Genomic DNA, 20,049 nt, shown 5'->3' with positions numbered 1-20,049 from the left:
GTCGTGTCGGTCGGGGTCGGGGTCGGGGCTGGGGGCGTGGGCGCCGGCTTGAGGGTGTGCGTCACGGCTGCCGTTCTCCTCGTCGGCGGCGCGCGGGAGCCTTCGGCCGCTCCCGGGAGCCGCCGAGGCCCTCCGGTCCCGGCTCGCTCAGCTCGACGTAGCGCAACCGGCGCGCGTTCTCGCTCTCGTCCGGCTCGGCCTGTGGCACGGAGCGCACGACGAGCCCCTCGGTGACCGGCGGGGCCGTGACCCTGCTGATGCCCGCCAGGGGTGCCTTCACACGCAGCCCCAGCGACGGCTTCAGCTCACCGCCCAGGGCCGACCACACGTCGGAGGCAGCCGGTGCGTCCATCCCGGTGCCCCCCGCGTCCACGTCCACGAGCAGGCCGAGTTCGGCGAGCGTGCCACCGAGCAGGCGCGGGGGCAGCGTGTCGGTGGACACGAGGCAGGCCAGTGCCTGGGAGAGCAGCCGGTGCTCGTCCTGTGGTCTGCTCGCCCACGCGGTGACCAGGTACGTCAGCTCGAACCAGCGGGGCGGGGTGCGGCGCGCGACGACGAACCCGTCCGCGTCGTACACCTCGCCCGCGCCGCTGCCGCGCCGGGTGTGGTCCTCGCGGATGTCGTACAGGAACACGCAGACCGTGGGCGCGCTGCGGCGCGCCGCCCAGTCACGCGTCGGCGCGTCGAACACCACCTCGACGCCCGACGCCTCCAGACCGGACTCCGCCAGCAGCCGGCGCAGTCCCTCGTCGACTTCGTGGATCACCGGCGGGTCAGTTCGTCGGGCGGCTGCACCGTGCCGCTGACCACGAGGAAGTCGGTCTGCACCGGGGAGAAGCCGGGGCCGCTCGCGACGATGACACGGGGGCCGGTCTGGTCCTTGGCCAGGATCAGCAGCTGGCCGATGAACGTGCCGTCGCGCCGGGGGAAGGTCGGTGCCGCCGCTGTCGTGATGCCCGGCTTCCACGTGAACAGCACCGGCGCGCCGGGCGGGAAGTCCTCGCCGCGTACCGAGGTGACGAAGCCGGGCTTGCCGATCGGCGGAACCGCGACGATGCGCGGCTGGAGGATGCGCAGCTGCTGCTCGGCGGTGTTGTCGCCGAGGTCGGCGTCGGTGCCGGTCGTGGTGAGGCTGCCGGTCACCCGGCCGGTGAGCGCCTTGTCGGGGCTGAGGACGACCTGGAGGACGGTCCGGGCGCCCGGTGCCAGGTCCGGCAGCGCGCACACCCAGCTCTGGTCGCAGCCCGGTGGCGGCCCGTTGTGGGGCACGCCTTCGGGGAGGCCGATGCGCAGCCGCAGGCCGGTGGCCAGGGCGTTGCGGCCGTTGCGGACGGTGTAGGTGACGACGACGCGGCCGCCCACGTACCCGGGGTTGGGCTGCGCCGTGACGCGCACCCCGGGGCCGGCCGGGGGTGCGGGCGGCTCCGGCTGCGGCGTGGGTGTCGGGGTCGTCGGGGTCGGGGTCGTCGGGGTCGGGGTCGGGGTGGGGCTCGGCGTCGGGGGTACGGGTGCTTCGCGCACCGGCACCACGGTCCGGTCGGCGTTGTCGCTGGGGCGGGGGTCGAGGACGGTGCCGGTGACCGACCAGTCCACCGGCTGGTCCCCGGGGGTGACGCCGGTGAGGGTGACGGTGACCGTCACGGTGGTGCCGGGGGACACCACGCCCAGGGCGCAGGTCAGCGCCGCCGCGTCACAGGTGGCGCCGGGCGCGGTGAGCGCGGTGACGCTCACGCCGGCCGGGGGTGCGACGGTCAGCCGGGTACCGGGTGAGGCCGCCGGGCCGTGGTTGACGACGTCCACCCGGACGGTGGCGGTGCCGCCGACGGTGAGCGGCGCGGCCTTGTCCGGTGCCTGGACCGCAAGGTCCACGGACTGCTGCACGCTGGGTTCCTTCTGGCGGCCCGGCAGGCCGGTGACGAGCAGGTTGTGGGCGCCGGAGGCCACGTCCACCAGCTTCAGCTTCTCCGGGCTGTTGGGAGCGCGGGAGCCGCGGGCACTGAGCACCAGGCTCTTGCCGTCGGCGGTCCAGGCGGCGTCGCGGGGCTGGAACGGTCCTTTGGCCGTGGGTTCGGGCAGTTCCCGGCCGCAGGCCCCCGGCACGTCGCGGGCGGCGTCGGGCAGCAGGACCCGGCACGCGCCGCCCGCTACGGAGGCGAGCAGGATGCCGCTGCGCTCGTCGACGCGGCCGCCGCCGTTCTTGCGGTTGAAGGCGATGGTGGCGCCGTCCGGTGAGAACGCCGGGCTGTCGTCGATGACTTCGCAGGCACCGAAACAGACGGTGGCGCTCAGGTCGCGCTGCTGGTCCAGGCGGTCCACGGGCACGGTCCAGATGTGCTTGTTGCCGCCACCGCCGTTGATCACGAGGTTGCGGGTGAAGGCCAGTGTCGTGCCGTCGGAGGACCACGTGGGCTGGGCGTCGCCGCCCCGGGGCTGGCCCGCGGGCGGGGTGATCTCGCCGCGGATCGCGCCGGTGGCGGCGTCCGCGATCAGGATGCGCGAGGGGCCCGCGGCGCCGCCGACGCCGCCGGGCGACGTCCGCGTGAAGGCGAGGGACTTGCCGTCGGGGGAGAACGTCGGGTCGGTGTCCCAGTCCTTGGGGCCGCGGCCCGCGAGCGGCAGGGGCGCCGCGTGGGACCCGTCGGCATCCGCGATCCAGATCCGTTCGATCCGCCCGTCGGGCGTGTCCTCGAAGCGGGTCACCACGATTCTGCGCCCGTCGGGCGTGTAGTTCTGCCGCTCGGTCCACGGGTCGTGCCCGGGGGCGGGCTGGAACAGCGGGTCCTTGGCCGGGTCGGTGTTGGTGTCGGCCGCCGGGTCCTCCTTGAGGATGGTCAGGCCGAGGTCACGGGGGTCGGAGCCGTCCATCCGGGCGTCCTGCAGGGTCACCACGTGCGGCCCGGCCGCCGAGGTCCGCTCGACCACGACGCCGCCGCCGTTCAGCGGACCGAGCCAGGTGGCCGAGCCGAGCTCGCGGTCCTCGCTGAGCACCACTTGGGGCGTGTCCGCCGAATGCGCGGGCACCCGGAAGACGTGGTCCCAGTCGCCCTCGCAGTCACAGGTGCGGTCCGGGCTGAGGAAGAGCACCCCGTCCCCGTCGGGCAGCCACGCTGCCCCGTACGTACGCCAGCCCGCCTGGGCGCCCGACAGCAGCGGCCCGTCGCCGCGCCCGTCGGTCCACCGCAGACGGGGCCCGACGGGTCCGGTGGCGGTGTAGGCGATGACGTCCCGGTTCGCCGCGTCGTCCACCGGGTTCCACGCCGGCTCGGTGGCCGTGCCGTTGGCGGGATCGGTGACGCGGGTGGCGCTGCCGCCCCGCAGGGGACGTACGTAGACCTGCCGTCCGGCGGCCCGGTCCTCGTCGCTGGAGTACGCCAGACGTCCGCCCTCCGGTGAGACCGTGGGGTGCTCCTCGTTCGCGGGAGTGTCGGTCAGCCGGGTGAGGCGGGTGCCGTCGGTGCGCACCTGCCACAGGTCGCGCTGGGTGCCACCGGATCCGGCGGGCGGCGCCGAGTCGAAGACGACCGCCCGGCCGTCCGGGGTCAGCCGGGGGTGCGCCACGTCGAGGCCGCTGGTCAGGCGGCGCACCGAGCCGTCCGCGGACCGCAGGTAGACCTGCGGGGTCTTCTCGTCGCGGCGGCTGGCGAAGACCAACTGGTCGCCCAGTGCGGCGGGCTGGAGGTCCTGGTGCGCCGGCCCCTCGCCGAACAGCGGGGTGCTGGACGTGCCGGTCGCCACCCGGCCCAGGCTGCGGTGGCGCGTACCGGCGTACGCGACCCGGCTGTCCCCGGCGTCGGCCGCGAGGGTTCGTGCCTCGGCGTCGCCGGGGCCGGTGGCTGCCGTCACCGCGAACAAGGGGATCAGCAGCAGCAGCGACGCGCCGACTCTCCCCCACCGGGGTTGCCGACCGCCGGATCCACCCGTGCCCATCAGGGTCCACCTCACCGTCCGGTGCAGCATCTACGTATGACCCCGCCACCCTGCGGCCCAGCACGTGCGGACCGGCAGGGCCGCGGGGCCGGACCCGGGGGAAGCACCCGGTGCGCTTTCGGGCAGTGGCGGGGCGGCCCACTCCGGCCGGACGACCGGCTGCCGGGCCCTGCCGTACGGTCAGATCAGCCCGTTGCGCAGGGCGTAGCCGACCGCATGCGTGCGATTGCGCAGTTGCAGCCGCGTGATGACTTCGTGCAGCACGTTCTTGACGGTCCGTTCGGAGTACGAGGTCTTGCGCGCGATCTCCGCGGTGTCCAGGCCCTCCGACACCAGGCGCAGCATGTCCGCCTCGCGAGGGGTCAGGGTGGACAGGGACACGGCGTGCGGGTCGAGCGCCGAACGCTGCAGGCTGCCGACGTGGTCGAGGAGCTTCGCGAGCAGGTCACCGGGCAGCACGCCCTCGCCGTTCGCTATCGCCAGGACCAGCCGCAGGAGCCGGTCCTGGTCCGCCTCGGCGCGCCGCAGCACAGCGGTGACCCCGGATTCGATGGCGCGCTGGAGCGCGTCCCCGGATTCGAACGTGCCGACCACGAGCCCGGTGCGCGTATCGGAGTTGTGCCGCAGCCGGTGCAGCAGAGCGGCCGTCTCCTCGTCCACGCTGTCCACGGTCACGAGCGACACCTGCGCGTCGGCGGCGTCGGCGTCGTCGACGAGCTCGATCTCCGGTCGCTGGCGCAGCTGGTGGACGACCCCGACGCGCAGGATCGGGTCCGATGCGTACACGGCCACGGTGACCCGTTGGGCGGCGCCGGACGAGGAGACGGGTCCGTTGTTCTCAGGCTGGGGCATGTGTCGTACCTGTTCCGTGATGCGTACGTGGGGATACGGATGGGGAGGGTTGATCAACAGGTGGTTCCATACGAGGAGTTGAGGACAGCCCGCAGGGGCATCGGGGCTGCCCGGAGCGTTGCCCTCACGCCCTTGGAAGTGGCCGCGGCGTCGCCCTAGCGTCGAGGTGTGATATCCCCAGCAGCCTCTTCCAGCCCTGGCGCGCCCGACCTCGACATCCCGCCGGTGTCGGTGACGCCGGGTGGTACCGCATCCACCAGCCTGACCGTCCGCAACGACAGCGACATCGTCGAGGCGTACCGCCTGGAGGTCGTCGGCGACTGCGCTGCGTGGACCACGGTGGAACCCGAGCGCGTCTCCCTCTACCCCGGCACCTCGGAAACGGTGACGATCCGCCTGGCCCCGCCGCGTTCGTCGCAGGTGCGGGCAGGCGATGTGCCGCTCGCCGTGCGCGTGCTGCCCACCGAGCACCCCGAGTCCGTGCGGATCCCCGAGACCACCGTGCACATCGAGGAGTTCCGGGAACTGCGCGCAGAGAGCGCTCCCAAACGCCGCCGCGGCTGGCTGCGCGGGCGCTATCGACTGGCCGTGCGCAACGAGGGCAACGCCCCCGTACGGCTCGGATTCACGCCCGCGCAGCCGGGTGAGGAGCTGAAGTTCGACTTCCGACCCACGACACTGAAGCTCGAGCCGGGGGAGTCCGCCGAGGTGGTGCTGCGGGTCCGCACCGGCAAGCCGGTGTGGTTCGGATCCCCGGTGACCTGGCCGTTCACCGTCGAGGTGGCCGAAGCCGGTGACGGTGAGGACGGCAGGGAGCGGCCGGAGCCGGACGCCGTCCGGGCCCCGCTGGAGGTGGAGTTCGTCCAGATCCCGATCTTCCCGACGTGGTTGCTCGCGGTACTGGCCGCGCTGCTCGCGCTGCTGCTCGCCTGGTTCATGCTGGTGCGCCCGGCCGTGCGCAGCACGGCCAAGGAGGCCGCCGACGAGGTGGTCCAGAAGAGGCCGGCGCCCAGTGCGGACGTGAACGGGCAGACCCCGGGGGCCGGTGGCGCCAACCAGCCGGGCGGCGCAGGCAAGAGCCCCCAGCCCGGGACGGGCGCGGGCGGTACGGGAGCCAGGGCCGGAGGCGGAGCCGGAGCCGGATCCGGCGGGGGCGCCGGAGGGCAGCAGAGCTCGGCCACCATCGACCTGCAGACCGGCGGTGGGCAGACCAAGACCGGTGCCTACACGGTGCCCGCGGGCAAGACGTTCGGGATCACGGACATCGTCGTCGCCAACTTCCAGGGCGACGAAGGGGTGGTGACCATCAGCTTCGGTGACCGCAAGATCACGACGATCGCGCTGGAGACGTTCCGCAACCAGGACTACCACTGGGTCACCCCCATCAGCATCACCGAGAACCAGACTGTGACCGTCCAGGTGACCTGTGCGAAGCCGGGCACCCCTGCCACCGGTCGTCAGGCGCAGGAGTGCCACGAGGTGCTCAACGTGAGCGGTGTGCTGAGCGACCTCAGGTGACCCAAGCGGAATGGCCATCGTCGGTCAGGTCGTGCACCAGGGTAAAGGCGGCCTTTGCAGCACCGTCCGGAAATCGGTACTCCGGGTGATCGATCGGACGTCCCCTTACCGATCGTGCGTTCTCATCGCGCCAGCCCTGTATCGGCGAACCCTGGGTAGCCCCGTGATAGTTGACGAGGCGACAAAGATGGCCTGATTTCGACTCCCTCCTGAGCTCCGGTCAGTGCGTGGGGACTCCCACCTGCTGGCCGGAGGCCAGGACCACCGTGGCGGCGCTGAGGTCGACCGTGTTCGGCAGCATCGCCTGCGGCCGCAGCAGGTCCTTGAGCAGGAATCGCATCAGATCGGCGCCGGACATCGCCTTGAGCCTGTCCGCGAGCTGCGGGTTCACCTCCCCGAGGCGCTGGATCTCCACGACGGCCCGCTCCACCAGACCCGGCACGATGTCCCGGCCCATCAGGGTGTTGGACCGCAGCCGCTCCGCATGGACCTGCTCCTGCGCACCGGATCCGTAGGTCATGGTGCTGTGCGGGTCCGACAGCGCCTGGGTCGTGGCGAACATGATCTGCCCCCTGCGGTCGTCGTTCGGCTCCTTGGCCATCGCCTCCATGATCTTCTCCATGTCCATCGCGTCGGCCCCCGCCCCCGCCCCGACGTCGAACTTGCGCACCGGCAGGGTGAACCCCTTGGAGAAGGTGTCCTCGCGCGTGCCCAGCTTGCCTTCCGTCTGCGCCGGGTCCTCGGGCTTCGCGCGCACGGTGGGGTACTCTCGCTGCGCGAAGTCGCTGAGCATCAGCCAGCCCTGGTTCATCAGGGGGGACGCGGTCAGGGGGATCTCGATCCGGGCCGGCTCCTCGCCGCCGAACCGCGTCTCGCGGAACGGGCTGCCCGGCACCTCCAGGAAGAAGAAGACGAAGCCCTCGTTGGCCAGGACGTGCTTGTCGTACGCCTCCGAGTTGTTCGGCGCGTCGGGGTTCGCCCTGAGTAGCTCGGTCTTGGACTTCATCTCCCCCTGGTCGAGCATCTGTTCGGCGCGTGACCTGGCCGTGTAGTGGCACAGCACGCTCTGCTGGAGCTCGGTCGTCAGCTTGGTCCTGACGCCGTCGGCCCAGTTCCGGTCACCTTGGCCGCCGGCGATCTCCTTGGCCATCCCGGCCCGGTTGAGCTCCGACAGTTCGCGGAAGTAGCTGGCCCCGTGCATCTGGAACGCGGCCGCGCTGTCGGCCCACTGCTCCTGCTGCCACAGCATGCCGTTCTCGGTCATCGCGTCGAACGGCTCCCGCGCCCCGTCGGGGAACTCGTTGTCGCGGACGAGCTGGTCGTTCACCAGCACCAGTTCGTCCTTGATGACCTTGAGCGCTGCGGACAGCCAGGGCTTGACGGTCGCGGTCGCGTCGTCCTCGGCCGGGGCGATCTGGAGCGTGAGGTCCGTCAGGGCCATCATGCAGTGCATGGGGTCGCGGTTGGGATCGCTGTCGTATGCGGCGATGCTCGTCCGCACCCGCGCCACCACCGGGTCCGCCGGCTCCTGGGTCCGCGCCATGAGCCGGCCCAACAGCCCTCCGGTACGCGGCGGGTCGGCCGGCAGCGAGGGACCGAGCTCATCGGGCCCCTTGCGCTGGACGACGGCCCGCTCGCCGGACACCGGCGCGTGTGGTCCGTGTTCCTCGCAGGCGGCACGCTGTGCGGGTGCGGGAGCGGCCATGGCCCGACTCGCGTTGGCCTCGGCCTCCCGCTCGAAGCGGTCGCCGGGGTCGCTGACCCGCAGCCCGTGGCCCGTGTCCGTCCCCGCGACCGGCCCCTGCCGCTGCTGGATGACATGGGTGAGCTCGTGGGCGAGGGTGTGCTTGTCCTTCCCGCCGTCCGTGACGACCACGTGGCTGCCCGAGGTGTACGCCCGGGCCCCGATCTCGGCCGCGGACCTCTGCGCGAGGGGGTCGGAGTGGACCCGTACGTCGGAGAAGTCGGCGCCGAGCCGGTTCTCCATCTCCTCGCGCAGGGGTCCTTCGAGCGGCCGCCCGGGCGACCGGAGCACGTCATGTGCGGTCGCCCGCTGGACCGCTGCGTCCTCGTGCCCGGGGCCGGCGCCGTGACCCGCCGCGAGCATGCGCGTCACCGCCGCGTTGCCGACGGACCGCTGGAGCGCCAGCAGCGTCTCCGCCGCAGGAGCGGCGGGGGCCCGGTCCTCACCCCGACGCGCCTGCCGGGACGGGGCGGAGCTGTCCTTGGAGGCATCGGCTGCTGCCTTGTCACGGGCGGGGATACGCATGGGGCATGCCTCTCGGGGATGCGGCGGGACGTACACCTGCTTACCCGCGAAAGCCGCCTGGGGACATGCCCCTTCGGGCAGACCTGGGGGACATCCCGCTGCTCCCGACGCGCGCCACCACCCGCTGCGTAGGCACGAGGCCCGAACGGCGTTGCACCCGGGAAGCCGTCTGCCGTGTTCATGGCCCTGCCGCCCGGCATGCTCGCTGTACCCGAGGTTCGGGGCAACCCGGGCCGGTCGCCCACGCCGCCGCCGAAGTCGGCCTGGCCGGCTGACGCTGTGGGCACCAGGGTCAGGAGCGCGGCCTGGGCTGCGATGAGGGCTGCGGCGCCGAGGCCCAGGGAGTGGGTGAGGCGGGGCACGGAGGAGCCTTTGAGGGGGTTGGTTCGGTGCACTGCCGCACTGGTCGGTCTTGCGGGCGCTGCGCGTGTGCGCATTTCCCCCCCGAGCCGTTGTGCATCCCGCCGTCTGGGCATCGAAGCTCCCGCCGGTCGACGCAGTGTCATGGAAGTGACCTCACCTGAGTTGGAGGATGCTCAAGAGAGAAGACTTTGGCGCTCCAGATCGGGCACAACCGGTCGGCCCGCGGGCTCCAGGGCGTGATCTTCACGCGTGACGACCGGGCGGGAGAAGGCAAGCTCTCCTCCCGCCTCGGCCTGGTCACCGAAGCGGTCGAGGCGACCGAGGGCATGGACCTGTACGCGTACTTGGTAGCGCAGCTCTCCAAGGGAGGCAAGGCCGACTACGTGATCGTGGACGAGGCGCAGTTCCTGGCCCCTGCCCAGATCGACCAGCTGGCCCGTGTCGTGGACGACCTCGGCTTGGACGTCTTCGCCTTCGCGATCACCACGGACTTCCGTACGAAGCTCTTCCCGGGCTCACAGCGTCTGATCGAGCTGGCCGACCGGATCGAGCAGCTCCAGGTGGAGGCCCTGTGCTGGTGTGGGGCCCGCGCGACGCACAACGCCCGCACGATCGACGGTGAGATGGTCGTCGAGGGCGCCCAGGTCGTGGTCGGCGACGTGAACCGCCCGGCGGGGGAGATCGGCTACGAGGTCCTGTGCCGCCGCCACCACCGCCGCCGCACGACCTCGGCTGCGGCCCAGGCCGGCGCCCTCTCCCCGGACGTCCTCCCCGTCAACCACGCCTGATCGATCGATCCGGCATCTTCAGCCGCGGGCTGACGGACTGGACGTCTTCGCCTTCGGTACCGCGACCGACGTCACGCCAGGCCGATCCGTGCCGCGGTAAGGAGGCTTCAGGCCAGCTCCAGCCTCACTCGAACTTCACGTCGTTCCGTAGACGCCTGTCATCTAATGAATATCTGCAAGATGCACCCTTCATTTACGAGGTCTTCGATGACGGACACGAACGCACCCCTCGCCTTCCCTCAGGACCGGACCTGCCCCTACCGGCCGCCTGCCGCCTACGACTCGCTGCGTGCGACCCGGCCGCTGTCGCGGATCACCCTTTTCGACGGCCGTGAGGTCTGGGCGGTCACCGGGCACGCCGTCGCCCGCGAACTGCTGGCCGACCAGCGCCTGTCGTCCGACCCCAGCCGCCCCGGCTTCCCCTTCCTCACGCCGTACTTCGTCGACATGGGGGACCGCAAGTTCCCGCTGTTCGGCGTTGACGACCCCGAGCACCGGACCCAACGGCGCGCCATCATCGGTGAGTTCACGCTCCCGCGGGCCGTCGCACTGCGCCCGCGGATCCAGGAGATCGTTGACGAGCGGATCGACGCGATGATCGCGAAGGGGTCGACCGCGGAACTGGTGAGCGCCTTCGCGCTGCCCGTGCCCTCCATGGTGATGTGCGCCGTGCTCGGAGTGCCCTACGCCGACCACGACTTCTTCGAGACGCAGTCGCTTCGGCTGGTGCGCGGTCCTGAGGCCACCGATGTGATGGACGCCCTCAACCAGCTTGAGGCGTACTTCGGCGAGTTGATCGACCGCAAGCGCAAGGAACCCGGCACCGGCCTGCTCGACGACCTCGTGCAGCGCCAGGAGGCTGAGGGCTCCTTCGACTGCGAGGGCCTGATCGCTCTTGCGCACGTCCTGCTGGGCGCCGGCCACGACACGGTCGCCAACATGATCTCGCTCGGCGTCTACACGCTGCTCCAACACCCCGAGCAGCTGGCCGAGTTGCGAGGCGACTCCACGCTGCTGCCCGCCGCGGTGGAGGAGCTGGTGCGAGTGCTGTCGATCGCGGACACCGTGCTGCGCGTGGCGGTCGAGGACATCGACGTGGCCGGGACCACGATCCGGGCAGGCGACGGCCTGGTCTTCGCAGCCTCCGTGGTCAACCGCGACGAGAGCGCCTACCCCGAACCGGACACCCTCGACTGGCACCGTCCCTCCCGCCACCACATCGGCTTCGGCTTCGGCATCCACCAGTGTCTCGGCCAGAACCTTGCCCGCGCCCAGCTGGAGATCGCTCTGGGCACCCTCATCGACCGTCTGCCCACGCTGCGCCTGGCCGCTCCGGCCGACGAGATCCCCTTCAAGCTGGGTCAGACCGTCCAGGGGATGGTGGAACTCCCCGTGACCTGGTGAGAGGGGCGACGGACATGCACATCGACATCGAGAAGGACGTCTGCATCGGCGCGGGCCAGTGCGCCCTGGTCGCTCCGGACGTGTTCACCCAGGACGACGACGGATTCAGCACCCTCCTGCCGGGCGGCGACGGCGGTCACAGCCCATTGGCGCGGGAGGCGGCCCGGGCCTGCCCCGTTCGCGCCATCACCGTGTCGGAGACGGTGAGCTGACCCCGGTGGGTCCGGGAGCACGACGCCGAGCCGGCGCAGCGGTTCCGGCTCGGCGATCACCTCGTACGCGGGGCGACACCTGCTGAGACTACCCACGTTGGTGATGCCCCCGACGATCGGTTCGGGCGAGACTGATCAGACCTCAGACGCGCAGGGCGGCGGCGTAAGCCGGGCCAGGAGTGACTCTTCCGTCGGCCGTCCGCATCGGCACTCCATCCGAAGGACCTCGCTTCGCGGTCGGAAGCCCGTCTTCGAGGAGACAGGCCAGGAGGCGTACGAGCCGGCCCGAGTCCGGCCGGAGAGCACCGATCCCTTGGTCGCGCCCGCCTGTGAGGACAACACGGAAGAAGGGCTGGGGATGCCGTGCAACAGCTTGAGGTAGCGCTGATCGGCGCAGGACTGATAGCACGTATACATCTGGACGCGTGGGTCGATGCCGGAGCGTCCGTTCGCATCTATTCCACGGACGACCGGGCCGCGGACTTGGCACGCGAATTCGGCGTCAAGGCCGTCGGATCCCTGGACGAGGCGCTGGACGGTGCGGATGCCGTGGACATCTGCGCCCCGACGGGCAGCCACCACGCCATAGCCATGGCCGCCATTGCCGCGGGTGTGGACGTGGTGTGCGAGAAGCCGTTGGCGTCCAGCACTGCAGAGGCCGAGGAGATCGTCGACGCGGCGGAGCAGGCCGGCGTGCGGCTCTACCCTGCCCACGACATACGTTTCGTTTCCGCGTATGCCCGGCTGCACGACCTGGTGGCAGCCGGCGGCGTGGGCGCCGGCGCCGTCGCCCGGTTCACCGTGGCCGCCTACCACCCGCGGCCCTGGACCGGGCACGCGTCCGCGCAGTCGGGCGGGATCCTGACCGATCAGATGATGCACGGAGTCGACATCGCCTATTGGATCTTCGGGGACGTCGTGCGGGTGCACGCCCAGTACCAGGGCGAGATCGCCGCACCGGCACCCCAGGGGGCCGTCGCGGTCGGAACCGTCGTCCTCACCCACGCCAGTGGCGCGCTCAGCCAGATCGTGAGCCGGTGGACGGCGACGCCGCAGCCACCCGTTCGCGTCACGTACCACGTCTCGGGTACGGGCGGGACGGTGCAGTACGACTCCGAGTGGCCTCAGGAGATCCAGGGCTACGGCGCCAAGGCCGGGAACTTCGCGCACTTCGGCGAGACGCCGTTCTCCTCCGAGATCCGCGAGTTCGCCCAGGCATTCATGGGCGGTCCCGAGCCGCGTCTGGGGCCTCGGGACGCGCTGGCCGCCGTCCGCATCACCCAGGCGGCGGCCGAGTCCGCATGGACAGGCCGTGCCGTGGAACTGCCCGTGAAGGGGGCCGCATGAAGGTCGCTGTGTTGTCGTTCGCCCACGAGCGCGCCGCCACGTACGCCCGGCTGTTGCACGGCATGCCCGGCGTCGACGTGCTGATCGCAGACCCTGACGGCTCGCCGGACGATCCGGCTCGCGGTGAGGCCGTGGCCCGGCAGCTCGACGCAACGTACGTGGGCAGCTGGGACGAGGTCTTCGCGCTGCGCCCCGAGGCCGTGGTGGTCACGAGCGAGACCGCCCGCCGTCGGGAACTGGTCGAGCGGGCGGCCGGGATCGGGGCACACGTGCTGTGCGAGCAGCCGATGGCGACCGACGAAGCGGATGCCCAGGCCATGGTGCGCGCCTGCGCGGACGCGGGTGTACGGCTGACTCTCGCCTCCCCGGCGTGCTTCAGTCCGGCGTTCGACGCCGTGCGCAAGGCGCTTGCCGACGGTGACGCCATCGGTCGGCTGACGACCCTTCACGGTGTGTACAACAGCCCGGGGCCGACCCTGTCTCACCCCGAGCGGGCGCCCCGGGAACCGGCCGAGGAAGGAGCGCTGGCTGCCAACGCGGCGTTCCTGCTCGACATGGTGGACGCGGTGCTCGGCGGAGAGCCTGCGGAGCAGGTGTACGCACAGACGAACAGAGTCCTCGGCGGGGAGCCGGGCGTGGAGAGCGCGGCACTCGTCACCGTTCGCTATCCGAGCGGGACGGTCGCGGCCATCGACTGCAGTCGGAGCGTGTCGGCGAACCAGGCGGCAGCAGGTGGACCGAGCATGACCTTCATCGGCGACCAGGGGAGTCTGGAGTTCAATGCCCGCCCGCGGCTGCTCGGTGGATTCGACTCCGCCACGGGCGGTGAACGGTGGGAAGCCGGAGGGTCCGACTTGTACGCGGTGATGCTCGGCGAGTTCATCGCCTCCGTCGGCACGGGACGGGGAGCCGGCCCGGACGGTGCAGCCGGGGTGCGCACGCTGCGGATCATCCAAGCGGCCTACGCGTCGGCGCGCAGTGGCCGGCCCGTCGATCCGGCCGTTCGGCCCTGATGGAAACCCGCCGCCGCCTCGGGAAGCGACCAGCCAAGGGCTGGCGCCTTCCCGAGGCGGCGGCGGTTCGTGTGTTCGGGGTCTTTCAGACGGCTTCGCGGACCAGCACGGAATCCGAGACCAGGGGACTGCTCCGCGTCGTCTCTTCGGGCGCATCCTGTGCGGACTGCTTCTCCTTCTTGCTGCGGCTCCAGCGGCGCATCACCGGCTGCTCCACCAGGCTGTACAGCAGCCAGGCGGCCAGCACGTTCGCCAGGAGCAGGGCGATCTGCAGTCCGACAGCCGGGACGAAGTCGAAGGTACGGCCTCCCAGCAGCTTTGAGCGGCCCCAGAAGATCACCACACCGTGGACGATGTAGAAGGCGAAGGAGATGTTGCCCAGCCACAGCATGGTCCGGCTGGTGAGCCAGCCGCCGGCGCCCCGGAGATCCCTCGAGGCCCCGGCGCAGATGATCATGGCAACCGGGATGATCGTGCAGGCGCTGAAGAAGTACGGGGCCGGAACGTTGTTGGCGAGCCAGTACCCGCCGGCGAAGAGGGCCGCCGAAGGCAGCAGGCCGATGCGCGGCCACAGGTTCGCGGCGACGATCCGGGCCAGGATCATGCCCAGCACGAACTCGAACAGGCGCGGCGGCGGGAACGAGTAGGAGAACCAGAACTGGTTGAGGGTCAGTTCGTACCCGAGGTCGAGGCCGCCCCGGACGTACTTCGTCACTGCAGCCACGCCGATCACGCCGGCGACCATGCCGCCGGCCCACAGCCATAGCCTCCGCTCCGCGATCCGGCGCACCGGGATGATGAGCAGCGGGAACAGTGCGTAGAACAGCAGCTCCGAACAGAGCGACCAGGCGACCGGGTTGAGCGCGCCGAAGACCACCGGGTCGTTGCTGAAGGTGTGCACCAGGAAGAGGTTCGGCAGCCAGGCGTGCATCGGCGTGGCGGCGGTGAACAGCACCATCGCCAGCACCCAGGTCACGATGTGGTTCGGATAGATCTTCAGCGCACGACGCCGCCAGAAGCTCGTGACCCGGTCCCCGGGCGTGGCCGACCACGTCAGCACGAAGCCGCTGAGCACGAAGAAGAACGACACCCCGATGGCGCCGGCCTTCTCGCAGAAGTCGGCCAGGGGCTTCGCGATGTCGGGATCGGCGAAGAAGTTGACCGGCTGCGTCCGGCTCAGGACGTTGCTGAGCATCGTGCTGTGGGTGAGGAACACGAGCATGGCGGCCACGAACCTGAGGCCGGTGAGCGAGGGCAGCGGGGCCCGGCGTTGCGGTGAACTGCTGACGGTCGATGCGGCGGCTGGGTCTGCCGTGAGCATGGCTGTCCTTTCGATCGGAGATGCGGCCTGCTGGGCGGCCGACCCGCGGTGAACCGGTGCATGGGCACTCGACAGCCGATGACACGTCGGCTTCGTACTCCAGCTCTCGGAGCGGAAGTTAGTCAGCCGAACCTGGGCCCTGGTAGCACGGCGCTCGAGGCCGGGTCGGCATGCACTGTATTTCCGGGATGGCTGCTCGCGTGCGGCAGACCTTTCGGAGGAGTATTCCGAGCCCGCAGGTGAAGCCCAGCCGAGTTGCCGCCCGGGCCCTACCAGGCTGAGGGATGTCGTGCCGTCAGGGCTCGTCTACTGTGAAGTGAGAGATCTAAGAATGCTTTCCTGCGACGATTCGCGGACCGCCTTGGGACACGGTTTCCCGAATTGGACATTATCTCGAGTGAGAAGGATTTCATGAGCGACGCAATTTCCTTCGAGGAGCACTGGGCGCGGACCCATCAGTTCGACCCTCCTGCGATATTCGATTCGCTGCGTGAAGAGCGCCCGCTCGCGAGAATGGTCTACCCCGACGGTCACGTCGGCTGGATCGCCACCAGCCACGAGTTGGCGCGCAAGGTCCTCAGCGACCCGAGGTTCAGCCACAGCATGGAGTTCTGTCACTTCCCGACGACCCACTGGGGAGAGCTGACGCCGAACTCTCCCGAGATTCCCGGGATGTTCATCTACATGGACCCGCCCGACCACACCCGGTACCGGCGTCTGCTGACGGGTGAGTTCACCGGCCGTCGGGCGAGCCAGATGACGTCGCGCGTCGAGACCATGGTCGCCGATCAGATCGCTGTGATGCGCGAGCGCGGGACGGCTGCGGACGTGGTGGAGGACTTCGCCGAACCGCTGGCCCTGCGGGTGTTGTCCGAGGTGATCGGCCTGCCCTACGGGGAGCGCGACCGGTACGCGAACGCGCCGACCGTCATGCACGACCCGGACTCCAAGATGGAGGACGTCGGGCCCGTCTACGAGCAGGCGCTCTCGTTCTTCATCGAGCTCATCGAGCGAAAGCGGAAGCAGCCCGAGGACGACATCCTCAGCCGGCTCATCGCCGACGGTCAGTTGACCGATGAAGAGCTGTGCAACATGGTCGCCCTGCTGCTGTTCGCTGGCTACGGGACCACGGCGCCCGCGCTGGCCGTCAGCGTTTTCGCGCTGCTGCACCACGAGGACCAGCTGGCGGCGGTCCGCGCGGACCCGGCGAAACTCGACGGCGCGGTGGAGGAGCTCCTGCGCTATCTCACCATCAACCAGTACGAGATTTTCCGTACTGCGTTGGAGGATGTCGAACTCAACGGTGAAGTGGTCAAGAAGGGGGACACCGTCACGGTGTCCCTGCCTGCCGCCAACCGTGACCCGGCCAAATTCGGATGCCCCGCGCAGCTCGACATCGAGCGCGACACCGCAGGCCACATGTCGTTCGGCTACGGCGTCCACCAGTGCCTGGGGCAGAATCTCGCACGCGTCGTACTGCGAGTCGGCCTGTCCGCTCTCCTCCGGGAATTCCCCGACCTTCGGCTGGCCGTCGATTTCGACGAGGTGCCGCTTCGGCTCAAGGGTTCCGTCTTCGCGTTGAAGAGCCTGCCTGTCTCCTGGTAGCTCTTTTCTCTGAAAGGATTTGCGGCGCAGTGCGTACCGAACTCATCAGGCCACTTCCCGTCGCACTCCTGGAGAACGCGACCCGTTTCCCCCACAAGGTGGCCTTCGCAGACGACCGGCGAGCGGTCACCTACGGCGACCTTGAGGCGCGCACGCGCCGGCTCGCCGGACATCTGGCGGGCCTGGGTGTCCGGCGCGGGGACCGGGTGGCCATCTGTCTCGGCAACACGGTCTCCACTGTGGAGAGTTACCTCGCGGTCGTGCGCGTCGGCGGCGTCGGGGTGCCGCTCAACCCCGCCTCGGCCCTTGCCGAGCTGGAGTACGTGCTGGCCGACAGCGGGGCCACGGTGGTCATCACCGACTCCGCGCAGGCGGAGAGGTTCCGGCGCTCACTGGCCGTGGCGCCCGACATCACGCTGCTGGTGACCGGCGACGTCCCGGTGGGAGCGGGAGCCCACTCGTACGACGAACTCGCCATCCGCGAGCCGGCCGTGGCCGCCGGGGACGACCTCGGCCTCGACGACGTGGCCTGGATGTTCTACACGTCGGGGACGACCGGCTGGCCCAAGGGCGTCCTGTCGACACAGCGCAACTGCCTCTGGTCCGTGGCCTCTTGCTACGTGCCGATTCCGGGACTGACGGACCAGGACCGGGTGCTCTGGCCCCTCCCTCTGTTCCACAGCCTCTCGCACATCGCGTGCGTCCTGTCCGTCACCGTGGTCGGTGCCACGGCCCGGATCATGGACGGCAGTTCCGCGGAGGACGTGATCAGGGCACTGCGCGAGGACAATTCGACGTTCCTGGCCGGGGTTCCCACCACGTACCACCACCTGGTGACGGCCGCCCAGCAGAATGGTTTCTCCGCACCCGACCTGCGGATCGGCCTGGTCGGCGGAGCAGTCACCGGATCCCGGCTGCGCCGCGACTTCGAGGAGATCTTCGGCGTTCCGCTGGTCGACGCCTACGGCAGCACCGAGACGTGCGGGGCCATCACCATCAACCCGCCGGACGGCGCCCGGGTCGACGGCTCCTGCGGCCTGCCCGTGCCGGGCGTCGGCGTCCGCATCGTCAACCCCACCACCGGGCTCGACGTGCCCGTCGGACAGGAGGGGGAGGTGTGGGTCAGCGGACCGAACGTCATGGTCGGCTACCACAACAGCCCGGAGGCGACGGCCGCGGCGATGCGGGACGGCTGGTACCGGACCGGAGACCTGGCCCGGCGTGACGACGCCGGCTACTTCACCATCTGCGGCCGGATCAAGGAACTCGTCATCCGCGGCGGGGAGAACATCCACCCCGAGGAGATCGAGGCGGTCCTGCGCACCGTCGAGGGCGTCGCCGACGCGGCGGTGGCCGGCGTACCGCACGAGACGCTCGGGGAGGTACCGGTCGCATACGTGGTCCCCGGCCCCTCCGGCTTCGACACCGCGACGCTGATCGACCGGTGCCGCGAGCTGCTCTCCTCCTACAAGGTGCCGGAGCAGGTCCACGAGGTCGACGCCATCCCGCGGACCGCGTCGGGCAAGATCAAGCGCCGCCTGCTGGCCGATCAGCCGAGCCGACTGCGGTACGAGGCGATCGCACACCACGACGCGCTGCTGGGCAGCCGACCCGACGCGACCGTCGCAGCAGCCCTGCGTGACCGGCTGTCCGGCCTGGAGGAGCGCGCGCAGCTGGCACTGCTGGAAGACCTGGTCCGTACGCAGGCCGCCGTCGTACAGCAGCGGCCGGGACCGGATGCCATCCCCTCCGACCGGGCTTTCCGCGACCTGGGCTTCACCTCGATGGCCATCGTCGCCTTGCGCAACCGGCTGGTGGAGAGCACCGGGCTGCCGCTGCCCACCACCGTCGTCTTCGACCACCCCACTCCGGTGGCGCTGGCAGGCTGCATACGGGCCGAGGTCCTCGGGATCACCGGGCCGGTGACCGAGCCGCTCATCGCGGCCGACCCCGATGAACCGCTCGCGATCGTGGGCATGGCGTGCCGTCTGCCGGGCGGCGTGGCGGGTCCGGAGGACCTGTGGCGGCTCGTGTCGGAGGGCCGGGACGCCCTGTCGTCCTTCCCCGAGGACCGTGGCTGGGATCTGGACGGCCTGTTCGACCCGGACCCCGAGCGTGCGGGTACCTCGTACACGGATCAGGGTGGGTTCCTGCACGAGGCGGGGCTGTTCGACGCGGGGTTCTTCGGTATCTCGCCGCGTGAGGCGCTGGCGATGGACCCGCAGCAGCGGTTGCTGCTGGAGGCCTCGTGGGAGGCGCTGGAGCGGGCGGGCATCGACCCGGTCTCGCTGAAGGGCAGCGACGTCGGTGTGTTCTCCGGGCTGTTCGGCCAGGGGTACGGGACCGGCGCCGCCGCGGTGGCACCGGAGCTGGAGGGCTTCGCGACCACGGGTTCGGCGACGAGCGTGGCCTCGGGCCGCGTGTCGTACGTGCTGGGTCTCGAGGGTCCGGCGGTCACGGTGGACACGGCGTGCTCGTCGTCGCTGGTGGCGATGCACCTGGCGGCGCAGGCGCTGCGGCAGGGCGAGTGCTCGATGGCGCTCGCCGGCGGTGTGTCGGTCATGGCGACCCCCGACCACTTCGTGGAGTTCTCCCGGCAGCGGGCCCTGGCGGCCGACGGGCGGTGCAAGGCGTTCTCGTCGGCGGCCGACGGAACCGGCTGGGCCGAGGGCGTCGGTGTGGTGGTGCTGGAGCGTTTGTCGGTGGCGCGTGAGCGTGGTCACCGGGTGCTGGCGGTGCTGCGCGGCAGTGCGGTGAATCAGGACGGTGCGTCGAACGGTCTGACGGCGCCGAACGGTCCGGCGCAGCAGCGGGTCATCCGCAAGGCGCTGGCCGGTGCCGGGCTGGTCTCGGCGGATGTGGACGTGGTGGAGGCCCACGGGACCGGTACGGCCCTGGGTGACCCGATCGAGGCGCAGGCACTGCTGGCGACGTACGGGCAGGGCCGGGACGCGGAACAGCCCTTGTGGCTGGGCTCGTTGAAGTCGAACATCGGTCATACGCAGGCGGCGGCCGGTGTGGCCGGTGTGATCAAGATGGTGCAGGCGCTGCGGCACGGGGTGCTGCCGGCGACCCTGCACGTGGACGCGCCCACCCCCCAGGTCGACTGGTCTGCAGGCGCGGTGGAGCTGCTGACGGAGGCCCGGGAGTGGCCGCGGAACGGCCGGCCGCGCCGGGCCGGTGTGTCCTCGTTCGGTGTCAGCGGCACGAATGCGCACCTGATCCTCGAGGAGGCGCCCGCGGAAGAGACGCAGGAGCCGCCGCCGCCTGCGGGTGTGGTGCCGTTGGTGGTGTCGGCGCGGAGTGCCGGTTCGCTCGCGGGTCAGGCCGGGCGTCTTGCGTCGTTCGTCGAGGGCTCCGGCGGGGTGCCGCCGGCGGAGGTGGCCGGGTCGCTGGTGTCGGGCCGTGCGGTGCTGGGCGAGCGCGCGGT

Annotated in this window: 13 protein-coding genes; 8 read left to right on the top strand and 5 right to left on the bottom strand. The window is 70.8% G+C overall.

Annotation, left to right across the window (positions count from 1 at the left end):
• Window positions 1-61: 61 nt before the first annotated feature.
• The 3 genes from AB0I68_RS35525 to AB0I68_RS35515 all read right to left on the bottom strand — a co-directional run bounded on the left by AB0I68_RS35525 (window position 62) and on the right by AB0I68_RS35515 (window position 4,779).
• Window positions 62-766 (bottom strand): DUF4255 domain-containing protein, encoded by a 705-nt coding sequence (locus AB0I68_RS35525; RefSeq protein ID WP_363181530.1) that lies wholly within the window; start codon window positions 764-766, stop codon window positions 62-64.
• Window positions 763-3,927 (bottom strand): hypothetical protein, encoded by a 3,165-nt coding sequence (locus AB0I68_RS35520; RefSeq protein WP_363181529.1) that lies wholly within the window; start codon window positions 3,925-3,927, stop codon window positions 763-765. Before AB0I68_RS35520 ends, AB0I68_RS35525 begins: the two co-directional genes overlap by 4 nt.
• Window positions 3,928-4,107: 180 nt before the next feature.
• On the bottom strand, window positions 4,108-4,779 hold the full coding sequence (locus tag AB0I68_RS35515; RefSeq protein ID WP_363181528.1) for a response regulator transcription factor: 672 nt from the start codon (window positions 4,777-4,779) through the stop codon (window positions 4,108-4,110).
• Window positions 4,780-4,947: 168 nt separating this feature from the next.
• Here AB0I68_RS35515 and AB0I68_RS35510 point away from each other — a divergent pair, with 168 nt between their 5' ends.
• Entirely contained in the window at window positions 4,948-6,297 is a 1,350-nt protein-coding gene (locus tag AB0I68_RS35510; RefSeq protein ID WP_363181527.1) for a hydrolytic protein, read from the top strand.
• Between the two features lie 220 nt (window positions 6,298-6,517).
• Here AB0I68_RS35510 and AB0I68_RS35505 read toward each other — a convergent pair whose 3' ends face one another.
• Window positions 6,518-8,566, bottom strand: coding sequence for a DUF4157 domain-containing protein (locus AB0I68_RS35505; protein ID WP_363181526.1), 2,049 nt, complete (start codon window positions 8,564-8,566; stop codon window positions 6,518-6,520).
• 551 nt (window positions 8,567-9,117) lie between these two features.
• On the opposite strand from AB0I68_RS35505, the gene AB0I68_RS35500 reads away from it, so the two are divergent.
• From AB0I68_RS35500 to AB0I68_RS35480, 5 genes are all read left to right on the top strand, one after another.
• Window positions 9,118-9,717, top strand: a complete 600-nt coding sequence (locus AB0I68_RS35500) for a thymidine kinase (protein ID WP_363181525.1) — start codon at window positions 9,118-9,120, stop codon at window positions 9,715-9,717.
• A 207-nt stretch (window positions 9,718-9,924) separates the two neighbouring features.
• Window positions 9,925-11,121, top strand: coding sequence for a cytochrome P450 (locus tag AB0I68_RS35495; protein WP_363181524.1), 1,197 nt, complete (start codon window positions 9,925-9,927; stop codon window positions 11,119-11,121).
• Window positions 11,122-11,135: 14 nt separating this feature from the next.
• Entirely contained in the window at window positions 11,136-11,333 is a 198-nt protein-coding gene (locus tag AB0I68_RS35490; RefSeq protein ID WP_363181523.1) for a ferredoxin, read from the top strand.
• A 363-nt stretch (window positions 11,334-11,696) separates the two neighbouring features.
• Window positions 11,697-12,680: a Gfo/Idh/MocA family oxidoreductase gene (locus tag AB0I68_RS35485; protein WP_363181522.1), complete on the top strand. Its 984-nt coding sequence runs from the start codon at window positions 11,697-11,699 to the stop codon at window positions 12,678-12,680.
• A complete protein-coding gene (locus AB0I68_RS35480; protein ID WP_363181521.1) occupies window positions 12,677-13,693 on the top strand; it encodes a Gfo/Idh/MocA family oxidoreductase in 1,017 nt (338 codons plus the stop codon). Before AB0I68_RS35485 ends, AB0I68_RS35480 begins: the two co-directional genes overlap by 4 nt.
• 85 nt (window positions 13,694-13,778) lie before the next feature.
• Here AB0I68_RS35480 and AB0I68_RS35475 read toward each other — a convergent pair whose 3' ends face one another.
• Entirely contained in the window at window positions 13,779-15,014 is a 1,236-nt protein-coding gene (locus tag AB0I68_RS35475) for an acyltransferase (protein WP_363181520.1), read from the bottom strand.
• A gap of 381 nt (window positions 15,015-15,395) precedes the next feature.
• Between AB0I68_RS35475 and AB0I68_RS35470 the strand changes: the two genes are divergently transcribed.
• The gene (locus AB0I68_RS35470; protein ID WP_363181519.1) at window positions 15,396-16,619 is read left to right on the top strand and encodes a cytochrome P450; all 1,224 of its coding nucleotides are present in this window, start codon (window positions 15,396-15,398) and stop codon (window positions 16,617-16,619) included.
• Window positions 16,620-16,648: 29 nt separating this feature from the next.
• Window positions 16,649-20,049 (top strand): beta-ketoacyl synthase N-terminal-like domain-containing protein (locus AB0I68_RS35465; protein WP_363181518.1); only part of this gene is annotated, 3,401 nt, incomplete at its 3' end.

Origin of the sequence: Streptomyces sp. NPDC050448, assembly GCF_040655295.1 — a bacterium.
Classification (GTDB): domain Bacteria; phylum Actinomycetota; class Actinomycetes; order Streptomycetales; family Streptomycetaceae; genus Streptomyces.
Note: the sequence above shows the minus strand (reverse complement) of the source record. Positions and strands in the feature narration are given on the sequence as shown.